Here is a 17,726-nt window from a genome sequence, read left to right as displayed (position 1 = left end):
GCATGGACGAATCGAGCGGGAACGCGGTATGCGCGATGCAGAGGTGATAGCACGCGATGAACTTTGTCCCCCCAGGCCTCCCCACCGGGCGTGAGCGCAGGCTTTCTCTCCCAATAGATCTCTTCGTGCGGCAACGCCTGCTGGACGTTGAAGCGCCGAGGTTCACAGTCCTTGATCTATTTGCCGGCGCTGGGGGATTCAGCCTCGGTTTTCAGGCTGCTGGAGCGAAGCTCGTCGGAGCGGTGGAAATAGATGATTGGGCGGTGGAGACACTCGAAGCTAACCACCCCCATTGTAGTAAGGTTGTGAAGGCTGACCTGAGGGCAGTTTCCGACAACGACCTCAAAGAGTGGTTTGGCAAACCATCTGTCATCATAGGTGGCCCGCCATGTCAGGGTTTCTCGCACGCGAACAATGCTGCGCGTGGGTCGAACAAGGACCCCAGAAACTCGCTATTCCGTGAGTTTATTCGTGTTGCTGATGTTCTTCAGCCCGACGCCATCCTCATGGAGAACGTCCCGGGTTTGTTGAAGCGGACAGCGGACGACCACCAATCGGTGATTTCGATTATTGAAGCTGAGTTTAAGCGCATCGGCTTCCATGCCTACGTTCAGGTTCTGAAGGCTCAGGACTATGGCATTCCGCAGATAAGGCCGCGCCTCTTCGTCCTTGGCCTTCGTGCGGGGACAACCAAACCCTTCCCCATGCCGACACATTTTCCGGATGCAAGCCCCGGGCTCTTCGGGACCGAGTTACTGCCGCTACTCTCCCTGTGGGACGCGATTTCCGATCTGCCTCACGTTGAACCGCGTGGTGGCGCGGAGGATCTGGAGCAAGCTGGCGAAGCCCAAAATGACTATCAGAGAATGTTGCGCGCCGGCAGCACACGCGTTTTCAACCATACGTCGATGAGGCATTCACAGCGCCTAATTGAAAGGTTTTCCAAGCTCAAGTGGGGTGAGTCTAGTGCTGACGCGCCAGAGGAGCACGCAGCCTTCCGTCGCGGAGCACCAGGAACCCTATCCGAAAAGCAGTACGATCAAAACAATCGTAGGCTTTTCCCTGACCGGCCCTGCCACACTTTGCCAGCGAGTTTTTACGCAAACTTCGTTCATCCCTTCCTCCACCGGAACTTCACTCCGAGAGAGGGAGCGCGCATTCAGTCATTCCCAGATTGGTATCGTTTTTCAGGGAAGCCCACGGTTGTGAGTACTCGCTTGCTGTCTAGGGAGGGAAGGTCAGAAGAGTTACATCTCTGCCAGTACAACCAAATCGGTAATGCGGTGCCTCCACTCCTTGCCTACCACCTTGCAACGCATCTCCGTGAGATGCTGGGAACCTGAAATGAGTGACGATCTACTGCCGCCTCAAGACGATTTACCGCTGAACCAAGAGGAGGCACGGGACCCCCTTGCTGTTGGGATGGACACCCCAGGCGTTCTGGCGCATGGAGCGAACATTACCCAAAAAGAAAACCATAGGACTAAGTACCGCGATCGGCAGAGTCGCCAGTTTATCGCGGAAATCCGAGCAAAATATGATGTTTGGCACCAGCAAAACATACAGCTGAAAGGGCCTGGCAAGACGCCGGATCAGAATGACAAGGAGATTATCCGCAAGCGGGTCAAGTTGTTTTCTGATTACAAAGATTTTATTGACTTAAGAAGGTACGCAGAGTGCTTCGACAGCAGATCGAACCTGCATAGCTCAGTGCTAGAAGAGTTTATTTACTACTTGTTTCGGGACATGATCGACGATTTTAGAGGCGTGCCTCTGGTTGGAAAAAGTTCTACCTTTAAGGATCTTTTTTTCATGCCGGGCAACTACGCTCAGATGCTGACTAATCCATCTGTCCGTATCGAACGGAAGAACCACGATTTTGTGATTGGCGCGACTTACAATATGGAACTTGCTCCGAAAGGGGTTCGATCTGTTGAGAAACACGCATTAGAAGTTCCCGCAGTGGCGATTGAATGCAAGACTTATCTCGATAAAACGATGCTGGAAGGTAGTTCCGGTGCGGCCGATCAGCTGAAAGCTCGCAATCCAAATGCGCTCTACATTGTAGTAATGGAATGGCTGAAGCTCACTGACGCAATCAATATAAAGAAATATCGGGTCGACCAAATCTATGTATTTCGAAAGCAAAAAAACACAGACCGGGAGTTTCGCTATGAGGAAAGCTATGTGAAGAACCCAATCGACCCAGATGTCGTCTTTCATTTGTATGAATATGTTCGCAATCACCTGACGCGCCCTTGGGGCGGCGGCGTTGAGACTGGCCTTCAGCGTGGCTATCTCTTGTAGGTTAGCATCACGTGCTACCTTGCAAGATTGTTCAATGCTAAGAGAACTGTCACGGTAAGGTTCTACCCCCTACGTGTGGCAGCTAAAGCTTTGGCCAAGCAGATGAGTCAGCGGTGGTTACGACCACGCCGCAGCTAAGGCGGTGACCGTACCGAAAAACCAGCTCGCAGCACCCTTAAAAAAGCCCGCAAAATCAACGGCCCAGTTCCTTACTTCGAGTGTACCGCAAAACACTTGATTTTGGGTACATTCTGGGCGAGAATCGATTCCGGAACGGACGGTGATGGGGGCCGGGATCATGGGCAAGCGGGCGGCGCTTTACCTTCGGGTGAGTACGGACGGCCAGACCACCGAGAACCAGCGCATGGTCCTGGCCGAGGTAGCGGAGCGGCGCGGGTGGTGGGTGGTGGCGGTCTATGAGGACGCGGGCATCAGCGGCGCCAAGGGTCGGGACAAGCGCCCGGCCTTTGATCGCATGCTGAAGGACGCCACCCGCCGCCGGTTCGATGTGCTGATGGTAGCCGCCATCGACCGCCTTGGCCGTTCCACCGCTGCCGTTGCTCCTGCGCTGGCCGAGTTGGTTGAGGCCGGGGTTGAGCCCTACAGCCACCGAGAAGCCATCGACGGCACCACGGCCCACGGCCGGGCCATGCTCCAGATGTCCGCAGTGTTCGCGGAGCTTGAGCGGGAGATGATCCGGGATCGGGTGAAGGCCGGGATCGCCCGTGTGAAGGCCCAAGGAAAGCGCCTGGGCCGTCCGCCGCTGGCCGATGCGGTGCGGGAGCGGGTGCGGTCCCTACGGGCTGCTGGGGTCTCCCTGCGGAAGATCGCCGCCGAGTGCGGGATTGCCCTGTCCACCGTCCAAGATGTCCTTGCAGAAGTGGGCGCCTACCCACTCAGCCCTCGCTCGGACGAGCCATCAAGCAGCTCTTCCCGGATCTGACCAAGCTCCGTTTGCGAGGTTCACCTTGAGACAGACCGATCGACAGACCGCTGGGCAGACGGAAGCGAACGTCAGTCGCCTGGATGCGTGGATCGAGGGCTGGAAGGCTGCCAAGCAGAGGAAGGCTCGCGTCGTCCCAGTGAGCTATGCCCCCTCCGCTGCCAGGGCATGGCTACAGGGCTACGATGATCGGACGGAGGAAGCCCCTAAGTCGGACTGAGCCGCTTGTGCGGGTGGCCGGCTCTCGCCTCCTGGGGCTTCAGCATCATGCTGGGGTGTCCTGGGGGCCTTTTCAGGACGGCTTCGCAAAAACCGCTAAAGCCTGAACGCCCTGTTGTTGTTCGGCCTTCGTCAGCAGAGGCCGCCGCCACAGAAACCGAACATCGTTCTCCCCCCCCCCCGGCCAGATCGCTTCTTCTTCCATCAGAACGGGGGTGTCGTTTGCGGACACAAGGGAACCCTCGATGGGGGCCGGCGCCCAGCCCCTTGCTACCATTCGCCGGGCCCGCAATGATGATGCCCACAACGTGTCCACTCCCACCTGTCCGGGGCACAGGTAGCCGAGGTAGTCGGTAGTTTCGCTGGGTGGCTGCGAGGGTCCAGGTCCCCCAGCCACTCCCTACTTCTCAATAGCTTAGCTGCCGAATCAGGCCTTGGTGGGAGTCTGTTCCACAGGCCTGTTCCACAACCCTGCTTCATGGGGCTCGGATGGGCAGCAACCTGCGTCGACGCTGCGGCACCTATTGGTTCCGGCGCCGAGTTCCCGATGCGCTCAGAACGCGTATCGGACGCACAGAAATTAATCGCAGCTTGCATACAGTCTGCCCTAGGAAAGCAGCCGGACGTGCCAGGTTGGCCTGGCTAGCGACGGAGGCCGTGTTCAAAGCTGTGTCCAAAATCCCTACCCTGACCGCGCGCCACGCCAAGGTGCTCATCGACCAGCTTCTCGATGAGCCGCACCTGGCCTCGCCCACGGCTGATGGGCTGGTGGCTGCCCTCCTCCGAGGCGAGGGTGCTCTCGCAGGCCTGCTGTTTAACCGAGAGGCTGTCGACCTGGTGATGGCGCTGCCGGATGATCAGCGTCGTCACCTCGCCCAGCACATGGCGCTAATCGCCGAGCGTATGGAGGCCGGAACGGCCCGCATGGCACAAGCGGCGGCATTGGATCGCGTTGGGCTAGCGGAACATCGGAAGATTCGCGAGCAGGCACGTGCCGACGAGGCGGAGGTAACCCTGGCTCGGACGCAGAGGGCAGCGGAGGTGAACTCCGCAGTCAGCGCCCGGCTCGCCGAGATCGCGGCCAGTGCATCGCAAGCTACAAAGCCCGAACTGCTCGCCGGGACGAAGCCCACACCAGAGGCGGCTGTTGGAGCCGCTGCGCCAGCCGCAAACGTGCCACCATTAACACCCGCAGCAGGAGAGGCTACCCTTTCGTATCGTACGGGCGAGCCGCCGCTGCTTTCCGAACTCGTAGGAAGGTTCTTCAAAGCCAAACAATACCCAGCGCATACGGAGCACCAGAGTCGCGCAACGATCCGGATGTGGATGGAGGTCGTCGGCGATAAGCGCACAAACCGGTACACGGAGGACGATGCGTTCCGGTTCCAGGATGCGCTCCGGCAACTACCCGCCAGCCACGGGAAAAGCCGCCGCCCGATATCGGTCCCGGCTGCTATCGCGGATAGCAAAGACAAAGCGATTCCGCGGCTGAGCGAGAAGACGATCGAACGGCATTTTTCGCTGCTGCGGCAGCTATGGAAGCATCTTACCGAGCGGATCGCTGACCAATCCATCTTCGATGGCATCGAACACAAGGTCGTCGCTGGCGAGCGGCTCCCCTGGTCGGTCGAGGCTCTCGATCGTCTTCTGCGGGCCCGTTGGAATCCCAAAAACCGAAAGGGAGTCCGCGTTTCCGAGGAAACTCATGCTTGGCTCGTTGCCATCGGAGCTTACACGGGCGCCAGAGTTGAGGAAATCGCCCGTCTCCGACCGCAGGACGTGGTGGAAGTCGAGGGTGACTGGTTCTTCATCATCCAGACACAGAAGGCAGAGAAGGACAAAGGCAGGCCTGCCTGGACAACGAAGAGCCCTGCGGGAAGGCGCGCTGTGGCGATCCATCCGACGCTGCTCGAGGCAGGGATCTTGAGAATGGTGGAAGCACGCCGGGTCGCAGGGGCGGAGCGCCTCTTCGAACTCACCGCTAGTGGTCCCAATGGCAATCTTGCCGCCGAGTACAGCCGCGAGTTCAGCAGACACAAGACCGCAATCGGGACGCCTGGCAGCATGGTCTTCCACAGCTTCCGGCACAATGTTGAGACCATCCTCGGCAGCGAGACCGTAAAGCAGAACTGGATCGACACGATGCTCGGCCACAAGCATGAGCGTCCGGGAGATGCTCCGAAGTCGGTAGGGCTCAAAGTGTATTTTCATGGGTTAACGGCCGAGGCACTCAGGCAAGTTGCCGATGCCGTGACCTATCCAGACGACGTGTGCCCAACGCTCCTGCTAAGGCGCGTGCGCGGTGAGGTGCCCTGGTAGTCCTCGGCTCCTCCGTCGCTTGGTCGATTACGGTGAACGCTCGGGATCACCAAACGAACCATGTCGCTTCAATCCCGCCGCCAGCCAAGCCTCAACCAAGTCAAGCGGCAAGAGACGCCTGCCGTTCGGGATGGCAATGACGGCACCTTGTGCCTCCTGATCAATCTTAGACCGGCGCACCGTGAACCGCAGGCCCTCAGGCACCCGCTCCAGATCCTCAAGGCGCAGCGCGACGAGCTCCAACCGGCGGAGCGCTCCCGCCATCCCCAAGACGATGAGCGCGAGGTCGCAATGGTCGCGCAGCCGGTTCCCACAGATGGCACCGAGCACCTGCCAACAGTCGTCGACGTCGGCCGCTCCCTTTCGGATCGGCGGAGAGATGCTGGTGCGCAGGGCTCTGCACGCTGCTGGCCTGCGCTACGTGCTGTACGACAAGCGGCTACCCGGGCGGCCCAACATCGTGCTGCCGAGCCGGGGCTGCATCGTCGAGGTTCGCGGCTGCTTCTGGCACCGGCATCTCGCCCCACGCTGCCCCCCGACACGAATGCCGAAGAGCAGGCTGGAATTTTAAGAACGCAAGTTCGTGGAAAAAGTCGCCCGCGACCAGCGCAACCACTCCGCCCTGCGCGAGATGGGTTGGCACCTGATCGTCGCTTGTGAGTGCGAGCTCCTCCGGGATGGACCGCAACCGGTCGTCGAGGTCCTTGCCCTGCCACCGGTGAGCAGGCCTCCCCGCCGCCCAAAACCACCGGCACAGCGACACAAGGGCAATCGAACACCGAAGGCTTCCCGTAAAGCGTTGACATAGATCGCTTTTCAGGCTTTTATTTTGCCGCGAAATGGAGCCCCTCATGCGTCCCCGCGCCCCGCTCAGCATAGGCATTCGCCAGCGCAGGTAGCTCCCCGCCTCCTGCGCGCACACCGGTTATCTGGTGACCCGAGAGCAGCAGCAGGAGCGCCAATGTTCGAGAAGCAGACGTCCCGTACGCGCAAGCGCATCCACAACGACGACGAGGCCAACGCACGCTATCTCCGTGTCCGCGACCGGCACCGGCAAGCGGCCCGGAAGGGCCGCCACCTCCCGACCGTCCGCGAACTCATCGCCGGGAGCCCATACTTCGAAGACAGCGCGCTGAACGACATCCGCGGCTGGTGCCAGCGAGTGCTCCGGCGTCTGAAATTGGAAGCGGACATCGACCTGTTCGTGCAGATGGCTGTGCAGGGGCTCGAGCATTCCCCCGATGCCAGGTCCTGCCTCGCGGCTGCCGACCTGCTGCACCAAGCTGTCGGCAACCGGGGTTACAGCGGCCCCGACGCGCGGGATTGCGCCAACCGCGCCACCCTCTACGCGGCCATCCTCGGTGACACCGATGCCTGCGTGCAGATTGCCCAGCTTGCCTCTCGGCTCGCTCTGGACGACGACATGTCGCCCGCCGAGAGCGCGGCGTTGACCGAGCGGGCGATGGGCTGGATTGCCATCTCCGCCGACGCCAAGCCGGTCGGCATCAGCAGGGACCAACTGGGGCGCTGGGACGACCTCCGCGACAAGGCGGGGGTAGCCGGGCATGCCCACGTGCAGGTGCTGCTAGCATACCACGACAGTATGGCCCGGAGGGCGGAAGAGGCGGCAGCCCCTGCGGCCGCCGCTCCTTTCGTGCAAGTGGACAGCGAGCCACGCCGCAGCACGGGCGCGATGAAGCGGGTGCTCGACTACACGGTTCCCGAGGATCTCGATGCCATCTTCGCCGAGGTCCTGAGTGACGAGGGCGGGGCGGCCGTTGGTGTGCCGAGCGTCGTCCTCGTCCGCGAGGTCGGCACCGGCGGCAAAGAGGCCAAGGAGGCGATGGCGCCCTGGCAGGAAATCGTCGGCAGGGCCTTGCCGCTCCCGACGCTGGACGTCGACGCAGTGCCGCGCAGCCTCCGGCGCCTGATCCACGAGTTCCCGCACGCGGAGGGCGTGGCGGAGGCCATCCTGCGCGACCTCCAGGGACGCGGCACGGTCCACCTGAAGCCAACAATCCTGGTTGGAGAGCCAGGATGCGGCAAGTCGGCATTCGCGCGCCGCCTGCTCGAGCTCCTGGGCGTGCGCCACCAGATCTATCCTTGCGGCGGTGCATCCGACTCCTCAATCGCGGGCACGCCGAGGCGCTGGCACTCGGGCGAGCCGAGCATGCCCGTGGCCTTGGCCCGACGCTTCCGGACGGCTGCCCCCGGCATCATCCTCGACGAGCTTGAGAAGGTCGGCACGGGCAAGCACAACGGCAACCTGCTCGACGCCCTGCTCGGCATGTTGGAGCCGGAGAGCGCATGCCGCTGGCTCGACCCGTTCCTCCAAGGGCCTGTGGACCTGAGCCACGTCATCTGGCTCAGCACCGCGAATTCGCTGGAGGGCATCCCCGCACCTATGCGCGACCGCTGCCGGATCATCCGGTTCCCGTCCCCCTCCGTCGAGCATGCCGAGGCTCTCGCCAACCACATCATCAAGCGGACGATCGACGACATCGGCTGGCACCAGTCCTGGGGGGCACCGGTGGACGGGGTCGAGCTCGCCGCCATCCAGCAGGCGTGGCGTGGCGGCTCGCTCCGGGTTCTGCGGCGCCTGGTCGAGGGGGTGCTTGCGGCGCGCGATCAGGGGATGGCGCGCGCATGAGTGGGCCGCCACAGGATTGGGAGGCGGCACAGGCCGAGGAGGCTGACGACGCCTTCTCACTAACCGTGGGCGAGGAGGAAATGCGAGACCGCTTTCTGGCCCTTTGCCGGGACACCCGGGACGCGCTCGCCGCCGCTGGGGAGCGGGTGTCGCGGATGACCACTTGGCGTCCGCAGCCGCACTCCGCATTCAGCTTCCTGCTTCAACGCTGGCTGCACGACAAGGTGCCGCCGGAGCTCGTCGCGCGATGGCGGGATTGGAAGCGGGATTACAAGGGGATCGTTTCCCGAAACCCGACACTCGAGCTTGCCGATGCACTGGCCTGGATTTCGGAGAGCCACGACGCGAGCTCGTTTCCCTTCGGCTACGAAGACCGGTTGCGCGAATGGGTCAATAGCGACCAGCGGGAGCCGCTGCCGGTTCACGACAGCCTCGGGGTGGTGACGCCCGAGTTCTTCGAGCGCCTCCGGCACCTCGCGCGGACCACCGACGGCTGGCTGTACTGGGACGAGACAGCCAGCCGCGTGGTATTCAGGGGGTGACAACACGGCTGCTTCAGCCCGCCCCCAACAAAGTTGACAGATTTTCGCGCCCAACGCCGCCGTCCAGATGGTCGAGCAGCGCACCAACGACCGAGGCCTACCAGTCTCGATGACGGCTGTCGGCGCCGCGGCTCCAGAAGCTGTCGAGCTCTTCGACGGACGGGATGGCGGGCGCCACCTTGCGTGCCTCATCGAAGGTCGCCGCCATCGCCTTAAGCAGATTGCCAAGGTAGCCCTCCTTCGATGCCTGCCATCGAGTAGGAGCCAGGGACAAGCGGGACGCCGCAAGTCGCCGCCAGCGCGCGCGAAGGTGGTCTTGCCAGTCCCTGATGGACCGGCGAGCAGGCAACCGCGGTCAATATCCACCCAGGATAGCCGCCCGGCGCTGTAGGTCTCCAGGACGCGCGCCAGGTCGTGTCCCCAAGCTACCGCAGCATCCATGCCAGGGAGATCGTCCAGCGAAAGCGCGGCCGCGGCGCTCCCGAATCTGCGCGAGCCACGATCCCTTCGGCACGCCGCAGGAAGTTCTCCGCCGACTGCCCCGGCCGTCGCGCTAGCTTTAGAACAATCGGCGACACGGCGGCGCAGACCTCGGGAGCGAGCATCAAGTTCGTGGTGTCGGACGTGACCGACTGGGCCACGCTCCTCAGGTCCTCGGCGTCCAGGGGCCGCAGGACGAGTCTCAGGTCGGCGGCTCGAATCAGGTCCGGCGGCAGGAGCCGGTCGGGCGCTTGGGACACCCCCAAGACGCTCTGGCCCTGCCAAAGGCTCTCCGAGATCTGCTCGTTTTCGTATTTGGGCCGGTGGCGCGATCCTGATCCATCGCCATCGAACACCATCCACGCGCCCGGCCGGACCTCGATGTCGCCTGTCCTGCTAGTGGACGTCCGCTTGCTGGGCACCTTGGCGATGTCCCGCCAAGCCAAGCTGACGGGCGACACCCAATCCGGGCTTAACACCTCGATGACAACGGCGCCCGTCAGGGTATCGACGTTGATCCCCTGCTCGGCCAGGGCGCGTTGGATCGCGAGTCGGACGGCGACCTGGGCTGGGTCTACGGCCCGAGGCAACCAGAGATCCGGCTCACTATCCGGAAGGTCGCTATCGCCTGATAAGCTGTCGTCTACGGCATCGTGGTCTGCGGACATGCTGGAACCTCATTTGCAAGCATGCGGAACGGCGACACGGCAAGGCCGGTCGGTATTCGCAGCCGCACGGGTTCAGGCTGTCTCGGCTCCACAAGGCTCTCCGGCTCAGGGAAAAGAACGTTAAGAGAACATTTGGCCCTCGGCAACTGTCAGCGCTCGACTGGCTTCTGACGAGGTTGGGAGGCCCTCAGTCGGCGCCCCAGGAGACGGACATGTTCAACCCATGGACTACGAGGAATCCGCTAATGAGCATGATGCTCAGCGGCGCGAATGCCTGGGCCGGAGCAGCCCGGGGCGTCATGCTCGGCCAGGCCAAGCGCCATCAGACGGCCGCGATGCGGCAGGGCACCAAACAGGTCATCGATCCCTGGGCGGCTGCATTGACCAACGCCGCGCCCAAGAAGCGGGTGAGGAAGAAGCGCACCTGAGGCTGACCCATGTGCAATCTCTACAGCGTGACCAGTAACCAGCGCGCGATCATGGGGCTCACCCGGGCCACACGCGACAGCACCGGCAACCTGCCGCCGCTGCCCGCCATCTATCCCGACAGCATGGCCCCTGTGGTGCGGCAAGCTGAGGACGGCGAGCGTGAGCTCACCATGATGCGCTGGGGCATGCCGGGGCCGGAGCAGTATGGCGGGCACCCTGTGACCAACATCCGCAACACTCGCAGCCCGCATTGGCGCCGCTGGCTCGGACCGGCGCATCGTTGCCTGGTGCCGGTCACCTCCTTCAGCGAGTGGGAGGACACCAAGCCCAAGAAGACGCCGGTCTGGTTCGGGCTGTCGGAAGAGAGGCCGCTGTTCGCCTTCGCGGGGATTTGGACCACCTGGACCGGGGTTCGCGGCACCAAGGCTGATCCAGTTGAGGGGGAGCACGAGCTCTACGGCTTCCTGACCTGCGACCCGAACGAGACAGTGGGCGCCATTCATCCGAAAGCTATGCCGGTGCTGCTGACGACGCCCGACGAGATGGACACCTGGTTGGAGGCGCCCTGGGAGGTTGCTAGGGAGCTACAGCGTCCCTTGCCGGATGCCGACATGCTCATCGTGTCGAGGGGCAACCGGAAGGATCCAGCCTGAGCCTGGATGTCAAACCCTGCTTGGTGGCGCCATAAAACTCATCGGCGCAAATCAGCTTTCCGCCGCTCTCGACCAGACCAGACCCGGACGGCCACCGACGAAGCGGGTAGGGTCGACACCTTGCGTGGCGAGCGCCGCCGCAAGGTCTGCCAACGGACGGCCGACCCCCTCATCGGTGAGCTTGAAGGTGCCCCAGTGGTAACCCAGGGCCTGCTGCGCCCCGAGCAGCTTGAAGCCTTGAACCGCGTCCGCCGGGTTCATGTGCTGGCCCGCCATGAACCACCGGGGTTCGTAGGCACCGATTGGCAGCAGTGCGAGCCCGAGTAGCCCGTGCCGCTCGGCAATGCGCCGGAACGGGCGGCCCTCGTCGAATCCCGTGTCGCCCGCGAAGAAGACGCCGTCGCTGAGGCCACGCAGCACGAAGCCGCACCACAGAGCGCGGTTGCGGTCCAGCAGGCCCCGCGCCGTCCAATGGTGGACCTGCTCCAGCACAACCTTGACGCCACGGCCCAGCGGCACCACGCCGCCCCAATCGGCGGTGGTGACCTCGATGGCCAGGTCACGCCCCCGGATGGTGGCATCGTTGCCGAGTGGCGCGATAATTCGGGGTCGGTCACGCTGCCAGAGGCGTGCGAGAGTTTCGAGGTCCAGGTGGTCGTAATGGCCATGCGACACCAGCACGACATCAATCGGCGGCAGGTTGTCGAAGGCAATCCCCGGCGGATTCACCCGCCTGGGGCCGACAAAGGAAAACGGGCTGGCGCGCTCCGACCAGACTGGGTCGGTCAGGATGTTCAGCCCCGCTCCCTGGATCAGGAAGGTCGCGTGCCCCACAAAGCTCACGCGCAGCGCCTTCCCCTCGACGCGACGGGGCGGCCGATCCGGCGGGAACGGGCTCGGAAAGGAGTCCGGCCAGCCCTCGTTGTTCCCGCCCAGCTTCCAGCGTGCCAGATCAAGGAAGCCACGCGGACTGGCTCCGCCCGGGTTAAAGAACCGCTCGCCGTTGAAGTGATCGCTTACTGGGCCCCCATAGGCTGCGATGCTGTTGCCGGAACAGCCACCGATCCAGGGCAGTGCCCCCAGCACCGGAACGGCGCCGAGCAGGGCAACGAGGCGGCGCCGGGTGAGGCTGCGAGCGGGTCGGGATGGGGCATCTGTCACGGGGCATCCTGAGCACTGGAGGGGCAGGCAGCATAGTGAGGAAGATTGCCGGGCCCTCCGGCCGAGACGTTGCCACCTCGCCTGCCATGCGGCCCACACGGATCCAAGCATCGGGCGGGAGACACTGTTGGCATCTCCCGTCCTGCCTTGGTCCTAGAAGCAGTTCGGCCAGCGGACGGCGATCTAACGGCTATGCCGCCCCTCGATCAGGGGCCAGGGCCCGGACTATGCGGCACTCGGCCACGGTCCCATGGCAGCACTGGCCGATGAGGTCCCGCAGTTCGTGCCGGAGTGCTTTGAGGTCAGCGATCTTGCGTTCAACCTGCTCCAGGTGCTCGCGGGCGACGCGGTCCACGGCGTCGCAAGACTGGTTGCGATCGTCGGCGAGTTGGAGCAGGTCACGCACCTGGTCGAGCGAGAACCCGAGGTCTCGGGCGCGCCGAACGAAGCTGAGCCGTTCCAGATGCTCCGATCCGTAGGCCCGATAGTTGCCTGAGGTCCGGGCGGGGGCCGCGAGAACCCCAACCCGCTCGTACCAGCGGCTGGTCTCGACCTTGGTGTCAGTTGCCCTCGCCAGGTCGCCGATGCTGAGTGAGGTCTCCGATGGCATGCTCTTGACCCTGTAGCGGCCATAGGGTCCATATGAGGTGCCATGCACCCCCGGCGCAAGCTAGCGGCGATCCAAGGACGGGATGGGTAGTTATGGCTGACGGAGGACTGGCTGAAGCGGGTGAGCACTCCCGGGCGGCCCTGAGATACCGGGTCGAGGGCATGGATTGCCCAAGTTGCGCCTCGAAGATCGAGACCGCCGTCGGCCGCGTTCGAGGTGCCAGAGACATTCGGGTCAACTACGGCACCCAGATCCTGGCCTTCCGATTGGACGAGGCCGCCACGCCGCGAACGGCGGTTGAGGAGCAGGTCCGCAGGCTTGGCTACGGCATCGCGCCGGTCGAAGCGCCACGGGTGGTCGCGGGTGAACCGGGCACTGCCGGGTCCGAGGTCCGCAGTCCTGTCCGTCGGCCCTGGTGGCGGGGCACCAAGGCCCGCCTGGCGGCTATCCTCGCCGTCCTGATCGCAGCCGGGTTCGCCGTCTCCCTCGCCGTGCCCTCGCTGGATCACTGGGCCTACCTGCCAGCCACCCTGCTCGGCCTTGCCTTCTTTGGCCAAAAGGCTGCCGCCGCGACGCGTGCAGGGTCGCCTTTCTCCATCGAGATGCTGATGTCGATAGCGACTGTCGGCGCAATCGCCATCGGCGCGACCTCCGAGGCGGCTACCGTCGTCTTCCTGTTCACCAAAGGCGAACTGCTGGAGGGCGTCGCCGCCAGCCGGGCGCGGTCAGGTATCGAGGCGCTCGGTGCCCTGGTGCCGCGGACGGCGCTGCTCGTCGAGGGCGGGACGGCGCGGGAGGTGCCCGCCGCCAGTCTCAAGGTCGGCGATCTCGTCCTGGTTCGCCCTGGCGACCGCGTCTCAGCCGATGGCGAGGTGGTCGAGGGCGCGTCCGAGGTCGATGAGAGCCCCGTCACCGGCGAGTCCGTGCCGGTGCCGAAGACTGAGGGCGGCTCCGTCTTCGCGGGCAGCATCAACGCCTCTGGCACGCTCCAGGTCCGGGTGACCAAGCCCGCCTCCGACAACACCATCGCCCGCATCATCCGCCTGGTGGATGAGGCCCAAGAGGCCAAGGCGCCGACCGCGCGCTTCATCGAGCGGTTCTCGGCCATCTACACGCCGATCGCAGTCGTCGTCGCGGCCCTGGTCGCCGTGGCGCCGCCGCTTCTGCTCGGTGCTGACTGGGACGTTTGGGTTTACCGCGGACTGGCGCTGCTTCTGGTGGCGTGTCCCTGCGCGCTCGTCCTCTCGACACCCGCCGCCATCGCTTCCGGCCTCGCGGTCGGCACCAGGCGAGGCCTGCTGGTCAAGGGCGGCGGCGCCCTGGAGACCATTGGCCGCGTCCGCACGGTCGCCTTCGACAAGACCGGCACCTTGACCGAGGGGCGCCCGCGCGTGACGGACGTCTTGGCACTGACCGGCTCCGAGCGGACAATGCTCGGCTTCGCTGCGACGGTGGAGAGCGGGTCCAGCCACCCGCTCGGCCGCGCCATCCTGGAGCGGGCGGCGGCCGACGGCATCCCGCTGCGCCCAGCCAAGGACTTTCGGGCCATCCCGGGCAAGGCTGTCGAGGCGGTCGTCACCGGCAAAAGGGTCAGTGTCGGCTCGCCCAGCTACGCTAGCGAGCAGGCGCCTCTCCCGGTTGATGCGGAGCGGGCGGTTGCAGAATGGGAGGGCGAAGGAAAGACGGTGGTTGTCGTCTCTGTGGACGGCGCGTCCACCGGCCTCATTGCCGTCCGCGACGAGCCGCGGGCGGACGCCGCCGCAGGCATTCGCGCACTGCGTGACCTTGGGGTTCGCGCGGTCATGCTGACCGGCGACAACCCGCGGACCGGCAAGGCCATTGCCTCCGCGCTCGGGCTCGACGTGCAGGCAGGCCTGCTGCCCGAGGGCAAGCTGCGCGAGATCGGCGGCCTCAAGGCGAAGGCGCCGGTGGCCATGGTCGGCGACGGCATCAACGACGCGCCCGCGCTGGCCGCCGCCTCGGTCGGCATCGCCATGGGCGGCGGGACCGATGTGGCGTTGGAAACCGCCGACGCAGCACTGCTGAACAGCCGCGTCGTGGACGTCGCCGCCCTGGTCGGGCTGTCGCGCGCGACGCTGGCCAACATCCACCAGAACGTCGCCATCGCCCTCGGCCTGAAGGCGGTCTTTCTGGTGACAACGGTGGTTGGCATCACCGGCCTCTGGCCCGCAGTGCTGGCAGATACCGGTGCCACGGTGTTGGTGACCTTGAACGCCCTGCGGCTGCTGGGATACCGGTTCCAGGTGGCGACGCATGGCTGATGATCTGCCGACACAACAAGGCGTTCAGCGCAGTGTCGGTCACTGCCGCCGAGGGCTGCCTCGGCATCACTGAAGGCGGTCTGGCTTCAGTTCCAGCACCAGAGGCATGCCCCCATGCGGAACTCGAGCCCCGCCACGACGCCCATCTCGATTTCCGCCTCCGCTCCCCCAGTGTCGCGGACGTGTCCGCTTCTGGCCCGCTCGTACAACCCGACGAAGGCAAGTTCTGCCGCCCTGCGTGGCGCGGCCGTCGGGTCGGTGATCTCAAAAGGACCCTCCGCCAACTCGATCGGCTCGTTCTGGAGCCGCCGCGGGTATGGCGGCGGATAGGAGCAATAACAGTAGCAGCGCCATAAGAGAGTTAACGGGCGGCAGGCGGTAGGACATTACGGCTTCCAGCGGCAAAGATGCTGGCGGCGCAGCAGGCTCGTCCGTTGCCGCAGAAGCTAAGCCGGGCCTGTGCCGGTCTTTCTAGCCACGTCAAAGCTCGCCAAGGCGGCTGCGAACCGGAGCCGGGCTTCCTGGCCAGTGATCCACAAAGATATGAAGATATCGTACCGAATATTGCGCGCTGTCCTCGGCATTTTTCCAAGTATTGTTCCGCATCCGTGCATTGGGGGCATCTGTATTGCTCCTGGGTCCAAACGGCCCGGGAGACAACCATGGCACACGACACCTACGTCCAAGATGGCAAGCTGCTCTACTCGACTGATCTCAACGCCCTGAACAACTCAGGCGTCGATGGTCGGGTGGTGATGCTCGTCGATCAGAACACCCAGACCCTGACCGTCGACATCCAGGCCAGCGGCCTGGAGCCAGGGCCGATGCACATTCAGCATATCCATGGCTTCGCTGACGATACCGATTCCAAGTCGCCCACCATCGCCCAGGACACGGACGGCGACGGCTTCGTCGAGCTCGCCGAGGGTTTGGCAACCTATGGTCCGATCCAGCTTAACCTGACGCTGAACCCCGAGAACGCCGCTCATGATCACGGCACTGAGGGCCATGACCACACCGACGAGGCGGTATTCCCGACCGTCGGCGAGGACGGGAAGCTGAGCTACCACGAGGTGTTCACCTTCTCGGCGGACGATCCGAATGCCCAGGCCATCTTCGACGGCATCACGCCGCTCGAGGCCAAGGAGATCGTCATCCATGGCATGACGACCAATGCCAACCAGGGTGTGGGCACCGAGGGTGAGGTTGACGGCACCGCTGGCTTCAAGCTGGTGCTGCCAGTCGCCTCCGGCGAACTGACAGGGGTTGCACCTGCCGCCGACGTGCTCCAGGCGGTCAGCGACCTCGGACTGAACCCGAACGACGTCGTCGACTGGAATGCCATCGCGTCCGAGGCTACGGCAAACTTCGAGGCTACTGGGCAGTGGTTCATCTGAGCACCGCCTTGGTTTGACGGCCAGAACCAACGGATCGCCGGTTGCGGTCCGTTGGACTTCAGAACCGCAGCAGGCTAACTGGTTTGGTTGTCCTAGCGGCGGTGGCCGCGGCCACCATGATGGCCGTAGCCACCAAAGTGCCGATGACCACGAAAGTGATGGCGGCCCCCGAAGTGACGGTGGCCGAAGCCGCCCCCGAAGAAGCCGAAGGACACGGCGGGACCACCGACATAGGGACCGTAGCCGTAGTAGGGTGCGCCCCAATAGGACGGAGTGCCGTAAGGGGCATAGTAGCTGCTCGGCGCGTAGGAGTAAGACGGGACCGCAGCATAGGTTGGCTGCCTGTTACCGCTCGCGGTCATGCACTGGAGGTAGGCCGTGTCGTAACGCTGCTGGAGGCTGCCCGCCGACGTCTGCGCGTTACCGGCACCGACAGCCGAGCCCGCCAGCAGGCCGCCTCCCGCGCCAATCGCGGCGCCTGCCCCGGGATTGCCACCCGCCGCCCCGAGCAGGGCGCCTGCACCCGCACCGAGCGCCGTGCCTACGGCCGCGCTGCCGACCGCGCTCTGGTTCGCCGCCTGCTGGGGCGAGCCACCGCCGATCTGCTGCTGTGCGTAGCCTCGGCAGGCCGTGTCCTCTTGCCCGAACTGGGCGAGGTCCTTCCCCTCTGCCGGAAACACTAAGACGTTGGGCCCGGTCGGTGGTGCAACGGTGCAGGCGCCGAGGGCGAGGCCCCCGGCGAGTGCGGCAAAAGCCCTGAAGCCCGGCATGACGGCGTTTCTCCTGCCCGCTTCGCGGCTCACCAGCCGGGCGGGCTTGCAGACGAAACGTCCACGTCGAGTTTTGGTTCGGCACAGCACGATCCTGCCACCCGGATCTCTCGGCTGGGAGCCGCTTGACCAGCATCCACTCCGCGCCTGTCGAGGCCATCAGGTTCGTCTCGACGGAGCCTGTTCCCTAAGGTCCTACGGCTAATACCAAGTCCCAGTGAGCCCAACCTATTGGCGGCGGCGGGGCGCCCCGCAGCAGCACGCTCCGTCCTTAACCCGGCCGCTTTACTGTATGG

General features: G+C 64.3%; 17 protein-coding genes. 11 read left to right on the top strand and 6 right to left on the bottom strand.

The window, feature by feature from the left end:
* The first annotated feature begins 56 nt into the window (after positions 1-56).
* From EP26_RS32870 to EP26_RS32860, 4 genes are all read left to right on the top strand, one after another.
* On the top strand, positions 57-1,343 hold the full coding sequence (locus EP26_RS32870) for a DNA cytosine methyltransferase (protein ID WP_084112211.1): 1,287 nt from the start codon (positions 57-59) through the stop codon (positions 1,341-1,343).
* 1 nt (position 1,344) lies between these two features.
* Entirely contained in the window at positions 1,345-2,307 is a 963-nt protein-coding gene (locus tag EP26_RS32865) for a Bpu10I family restriction endonuclease (protein ID WP_211259335.1), read from the top strand.
* Positions 2,308-2,590: 283 nt separating this feature from the next.
* Positions 2,591-3,250, top strand: a complete 660-nt coding sequence (locus EP26_RS00075; RefSeq protein ID WP_052388608.1) for a recombinase family protein — start codon at positions 2,591-2,593, stop codon at positions 3,248-3,250.
* A gap of 708 nt (positions 3,251-3,958) precedes the next feature.
* A complete protein-coding gene (locus tag EP26_RS32860; RefSeq protein ID WP_084112209.1) occupies positions 3,959-5,788 on the top strand; it encodes a DUF6538 domain-containing protein in 1,830 nt (609 codons plus the stop codon).
* 27 nt (positions 5,789-5,815) lie between these two features.
* Here EP26_RS32860 and EP26_RS34560 read toward each other — a convergent pair whose 3' ends face one another.
* Positions 5,816-6,118: a site-specific integrase gene (locus EP26_RS34560; RefSeq protein WP_052388607.1), complete on the bottom strand. Its 303-nt coding sequence runs from the start codon at positions 6,116-6,118 to the stop codon at positions 5,816-5,818.
* Here EP26_RS34560 and EP26_RS38560 point away from each other — a divergent pair.
* The 3 genes from EP26_RS38560 to EP26_RS00050 all read left to right on the top strand — a co-directional run bounded on the left by EP26_RS38560 (position 6,063) and on the right by EP26_RS00050 (position 8,980).
* Positions 6,063-6,359 carry a hypothetical protein gene (locus tag EP26_RS38560; protein ID WP_084112207.1) on the top strand — a complete coding sequence of 99 codons (297 nt, stop codon included), beginning with the start codon at positions 6,063-6,065 and terminating at the stop codon, positions 6,357-6,359. The two genes, EP26_RS34560 and EP26_RS38560, sit on opposite strands and share 56 nt — an antisense overlap.
* Before the next feature lie 390 nt (positions 6,360-6,749).
* Entirely contained in the window at positions 6,750-8,438 is a 1,689-nt protein-coding gene (locus EP26_RS31510) for an AAA family ATPase (RefSeq protein ID WP_052388605.1), read from the top strand.
* On the top strand, positions 8,435-8,980 hold the full coding sequence (locus EP26_RS00050; protein ID WP_043334337.1) for a hypothetical protein: 546 nt from the start codon (positions 8,435-8,437) through the stop codon (positions 8,978-8,980). Before EP26_RS31510 ends, EP26_RS00050 begins: the two co-directional genes overlap by 4 nt.
* 425 nt (positions 8,981-9,405) lie before the next feature.
* On the opposite strand, the gene EP26_RS00045 is transcribed toward EP26_RS00050, so the two are convergent.
* Positions 9,406-10,128, bottom strand: coding sequence for a hypothetical protein (locus EP26_RS00045; RefSeq protein ID WP_043334334.1), 723 nt, complete (start codon positions 10,126-10,128; stop codon positions 9,406-9,408).
* Positions 10,129-10,373: 245 nt separating this feature from the next.
* Between EP26_RS00045 and EP26_RS00040 the strand changes: the two genes are divergently transcribed.
* Entirely contained in the window at positions 10,374-10,556 is a 183-nt protein-coding gene (locus EP26_RS00040) for a hypothetical protein (protein WP_245624246.1), read from the top strand.
* Between the two features lie 9 nt (positions 10,557-10,565).
* On the top strand, positions 10,566-11,210 hold the full coding sequence (locus EP26_RS00035) for an SOS response-associated peptidase (RefSeq protein ID WP_043334329.1): 645 nt from the start codon (positions 10,566-10,568) through the stop codon (positions 11,208-11,210).
* Positions 11,211-11,261: 51 nt separating this feature from the next.
* Here EP26_RS00035 and EP26_RS00030 read toward each other — a convergent pair whose 3' ends face one another.
* Together EP26_RS00030 and EP26_RS00025 are read right to left on the bottom strand one after the other, a co-directional pair.
* Positions 11,262-12,371 carry an MBL fold metallo-hydrolase gene (locus EP26_RS00030; RefSeq protein ID WP_043334327.1) on the bottom strand — a complete coding sequence of 370 codons (1,110 nt, stop codon included), beginning with the start codon at positions 12,369-12,371 and terminating at the stop codon, positions 11,262-11,264.
* A gap of 190 nt (positions 12,372-12,561) precedes the next feature.
* Positions 12,562-12,981 (bottom strand): MerR family transcriptional regulator, encoded by a 420-nt coding sequence (locus tag EP26_RS00025; RefSeq protein WP_043334325.1) that lies wholly within the window; start codon positions 12,979-12,981, stop codon positions 12,562-12,564.
* Between the two features lie 161 nt (positions 12,982-13,142).
* Here EP26_RS00025 and EP26_RS00020 point away from each other — a divergent pair, with 161 nt between their 5' ends.
* Positions 13,143-15,263, top strand: a complete 2,121-nt coding sequence (locus tag EP26_RS00020) for a heavy metal translocating P-type ATPase (RefSeq protein WP_245624245.1) — start codon at positions 13,143-13,145, stop codon at positions 15,261-15,263.
* 86 nt (positions 15,264-15,349) lie between these two features.
* On the opposite strand, the gene EP26_RS00015 is transcribed toward EP26_RS00020, so the two are convergent.
* Complete coding sequence (locus EP26_RS00015; RefSeq protein ID WP_043334323.1) at positions 15,350-15,547, bottom strand: hypothetical protein; 198 nt, start codon at positions 15,545-15,547, stop codon at positions 15,350-15,352.
* 378 nt (positions 15,548-15,925) lie between these two features.
* On the opposite strand from EP26_RS00015, the gene EP26_RS31505 reads away from it, so the two are divergent.
* Positions 15,926-16,660: a CHRD domain-containing protein gene (locus EP26_RS31505; RefSeq protein WP_052388603.1), complete on the top strand. Its 735-nt coding sequence runs from the start codon at positions 15,926-15,928 to the stop codon at positions 16,658-16,660.
* Positions 16,661-16,752: 92 nt separating this feature from the next.
* On the opposite strand, the gene EP26_RS37205 is transcribed toward EP26_RS31505, so the two are convergent.
* Positions 16,753-17,430, bottom strand: a complete 678-nt coding sequence (locus EP26_RS37205) for a glycine zipper family protein (protein ID WP_157033348.1) — start codon at positions 17,428-17,430, stop codon at positions 16,753-16,755.
* Between the last annotated feature and the right edge of the window lie 296 nt (positions 17,431-17,726).

The sequence above is a fragment of the Belnapia moabensis DSM 16746 genome (genome assembly GCF_000745835.1).
GTDB lineage: Bacteria > Pseudomonadota > Alphaproteobacteria > Acetobacterales > Acetobacteraceae > Belnapia > Belnapia moabensis.
This window is presented reverse-complemented; position numbering and strand designations above follow the sequence as displayed.

Coding starts and splice junctions, on each gene's coding strand:
- EP26_RS31510 (WP_052388605.1), top strand. CDS start 6,750: ATGTTCGAGAAGCAGACGTCCCGTACGCGCAAGCGCATCCACAACGAC.
- EP26_RS00045 (WP_043334334.1), bottom strand. CDS start 10,128: ATGTCCGCAGACCACGATGCCGTAGACGACAGCTTATCAGGCGATAGC.
- EP26_RS00020 (WP_245624245.1), top strand. CDS start 13,143: ATGGATTGCCCAAGTTGCGCCTCGAAGATCGAGACCGCCGTCGGCCGC.
- EP26_RS00075 (WP_052388608.1), top strand. CDS start 2,591: ATGGGGGCCGGGATCATGGGCAAGCGGGCGGCGCTTTACCTTCGGGTG.
- EP26_RS32865 (WP_211259335.1), top strand. CDS start 1,345: ATGAGTGACGATCTACTGCCGCCTCAAGACGATTTACCGCTGAACCAA.
- EP26_RS00050 (WP_043334337.1), top strand. CDS start 8,435: ATGAGTGGGCCGCCACAGGATTGGGAGGCGGCACAGGCCGAGGAGGCT.
- EP26_RS37205 (WP_157033348.1), bottom strand. CDS start 17,430: ATGCCGGGCTTCAGGGCTTTTGCCGCACTCGCCGGGGGCCTCGCCCTC.
- EP26_RS32860 (WP_084112209.1), top strand. CDS start 3,959: ATGGGCAGCAACCTGCGTCGACGCTGCGGCACCTATTGGTTCCGGCGC.
- EP26_RS38560 (WP_084112207.1), top strand. CDS start 6,063: ATGAGCGCGAGGTCGCAATGGTCGCGCAGCCGGTTCCCACAGATGGCA.
- EP26_RS00035 (WP_043334329.1), top strand. CDS start 10,566: ATGTGCAATCTCTACAGCGTGACCAGTAACCAGCGCGCGATCATGGGG.
- EP26_RS00040 (WP_245624246.1), top strand. CDS start 10,374: ATGAGCATGATGCTCAGCGGCGCGAATGCCTGGGCCGGAGCAGCCCGG.
- EP26_RS31505 (WP_052388603.1), top strand. CDS start 15,926: ATGGCACACGACACCTACGTCCAAGATGGCAAGCTGCTCTACTCGACT.
- EP26_RS00025 (WP_043334325.1), bottom strand. CDS start 12,981: ATGCCATCGGAGACCTCACTCAGCATCGGCGACCTGGCGAGGGCAACT.
- EP26_RS32870 (WP_084112211.1), top strand. CDS start 57: ATGAACTTTGTCCCCCCAGGCCTCCCCACCGGGCGTGAGCGCAGGCTT.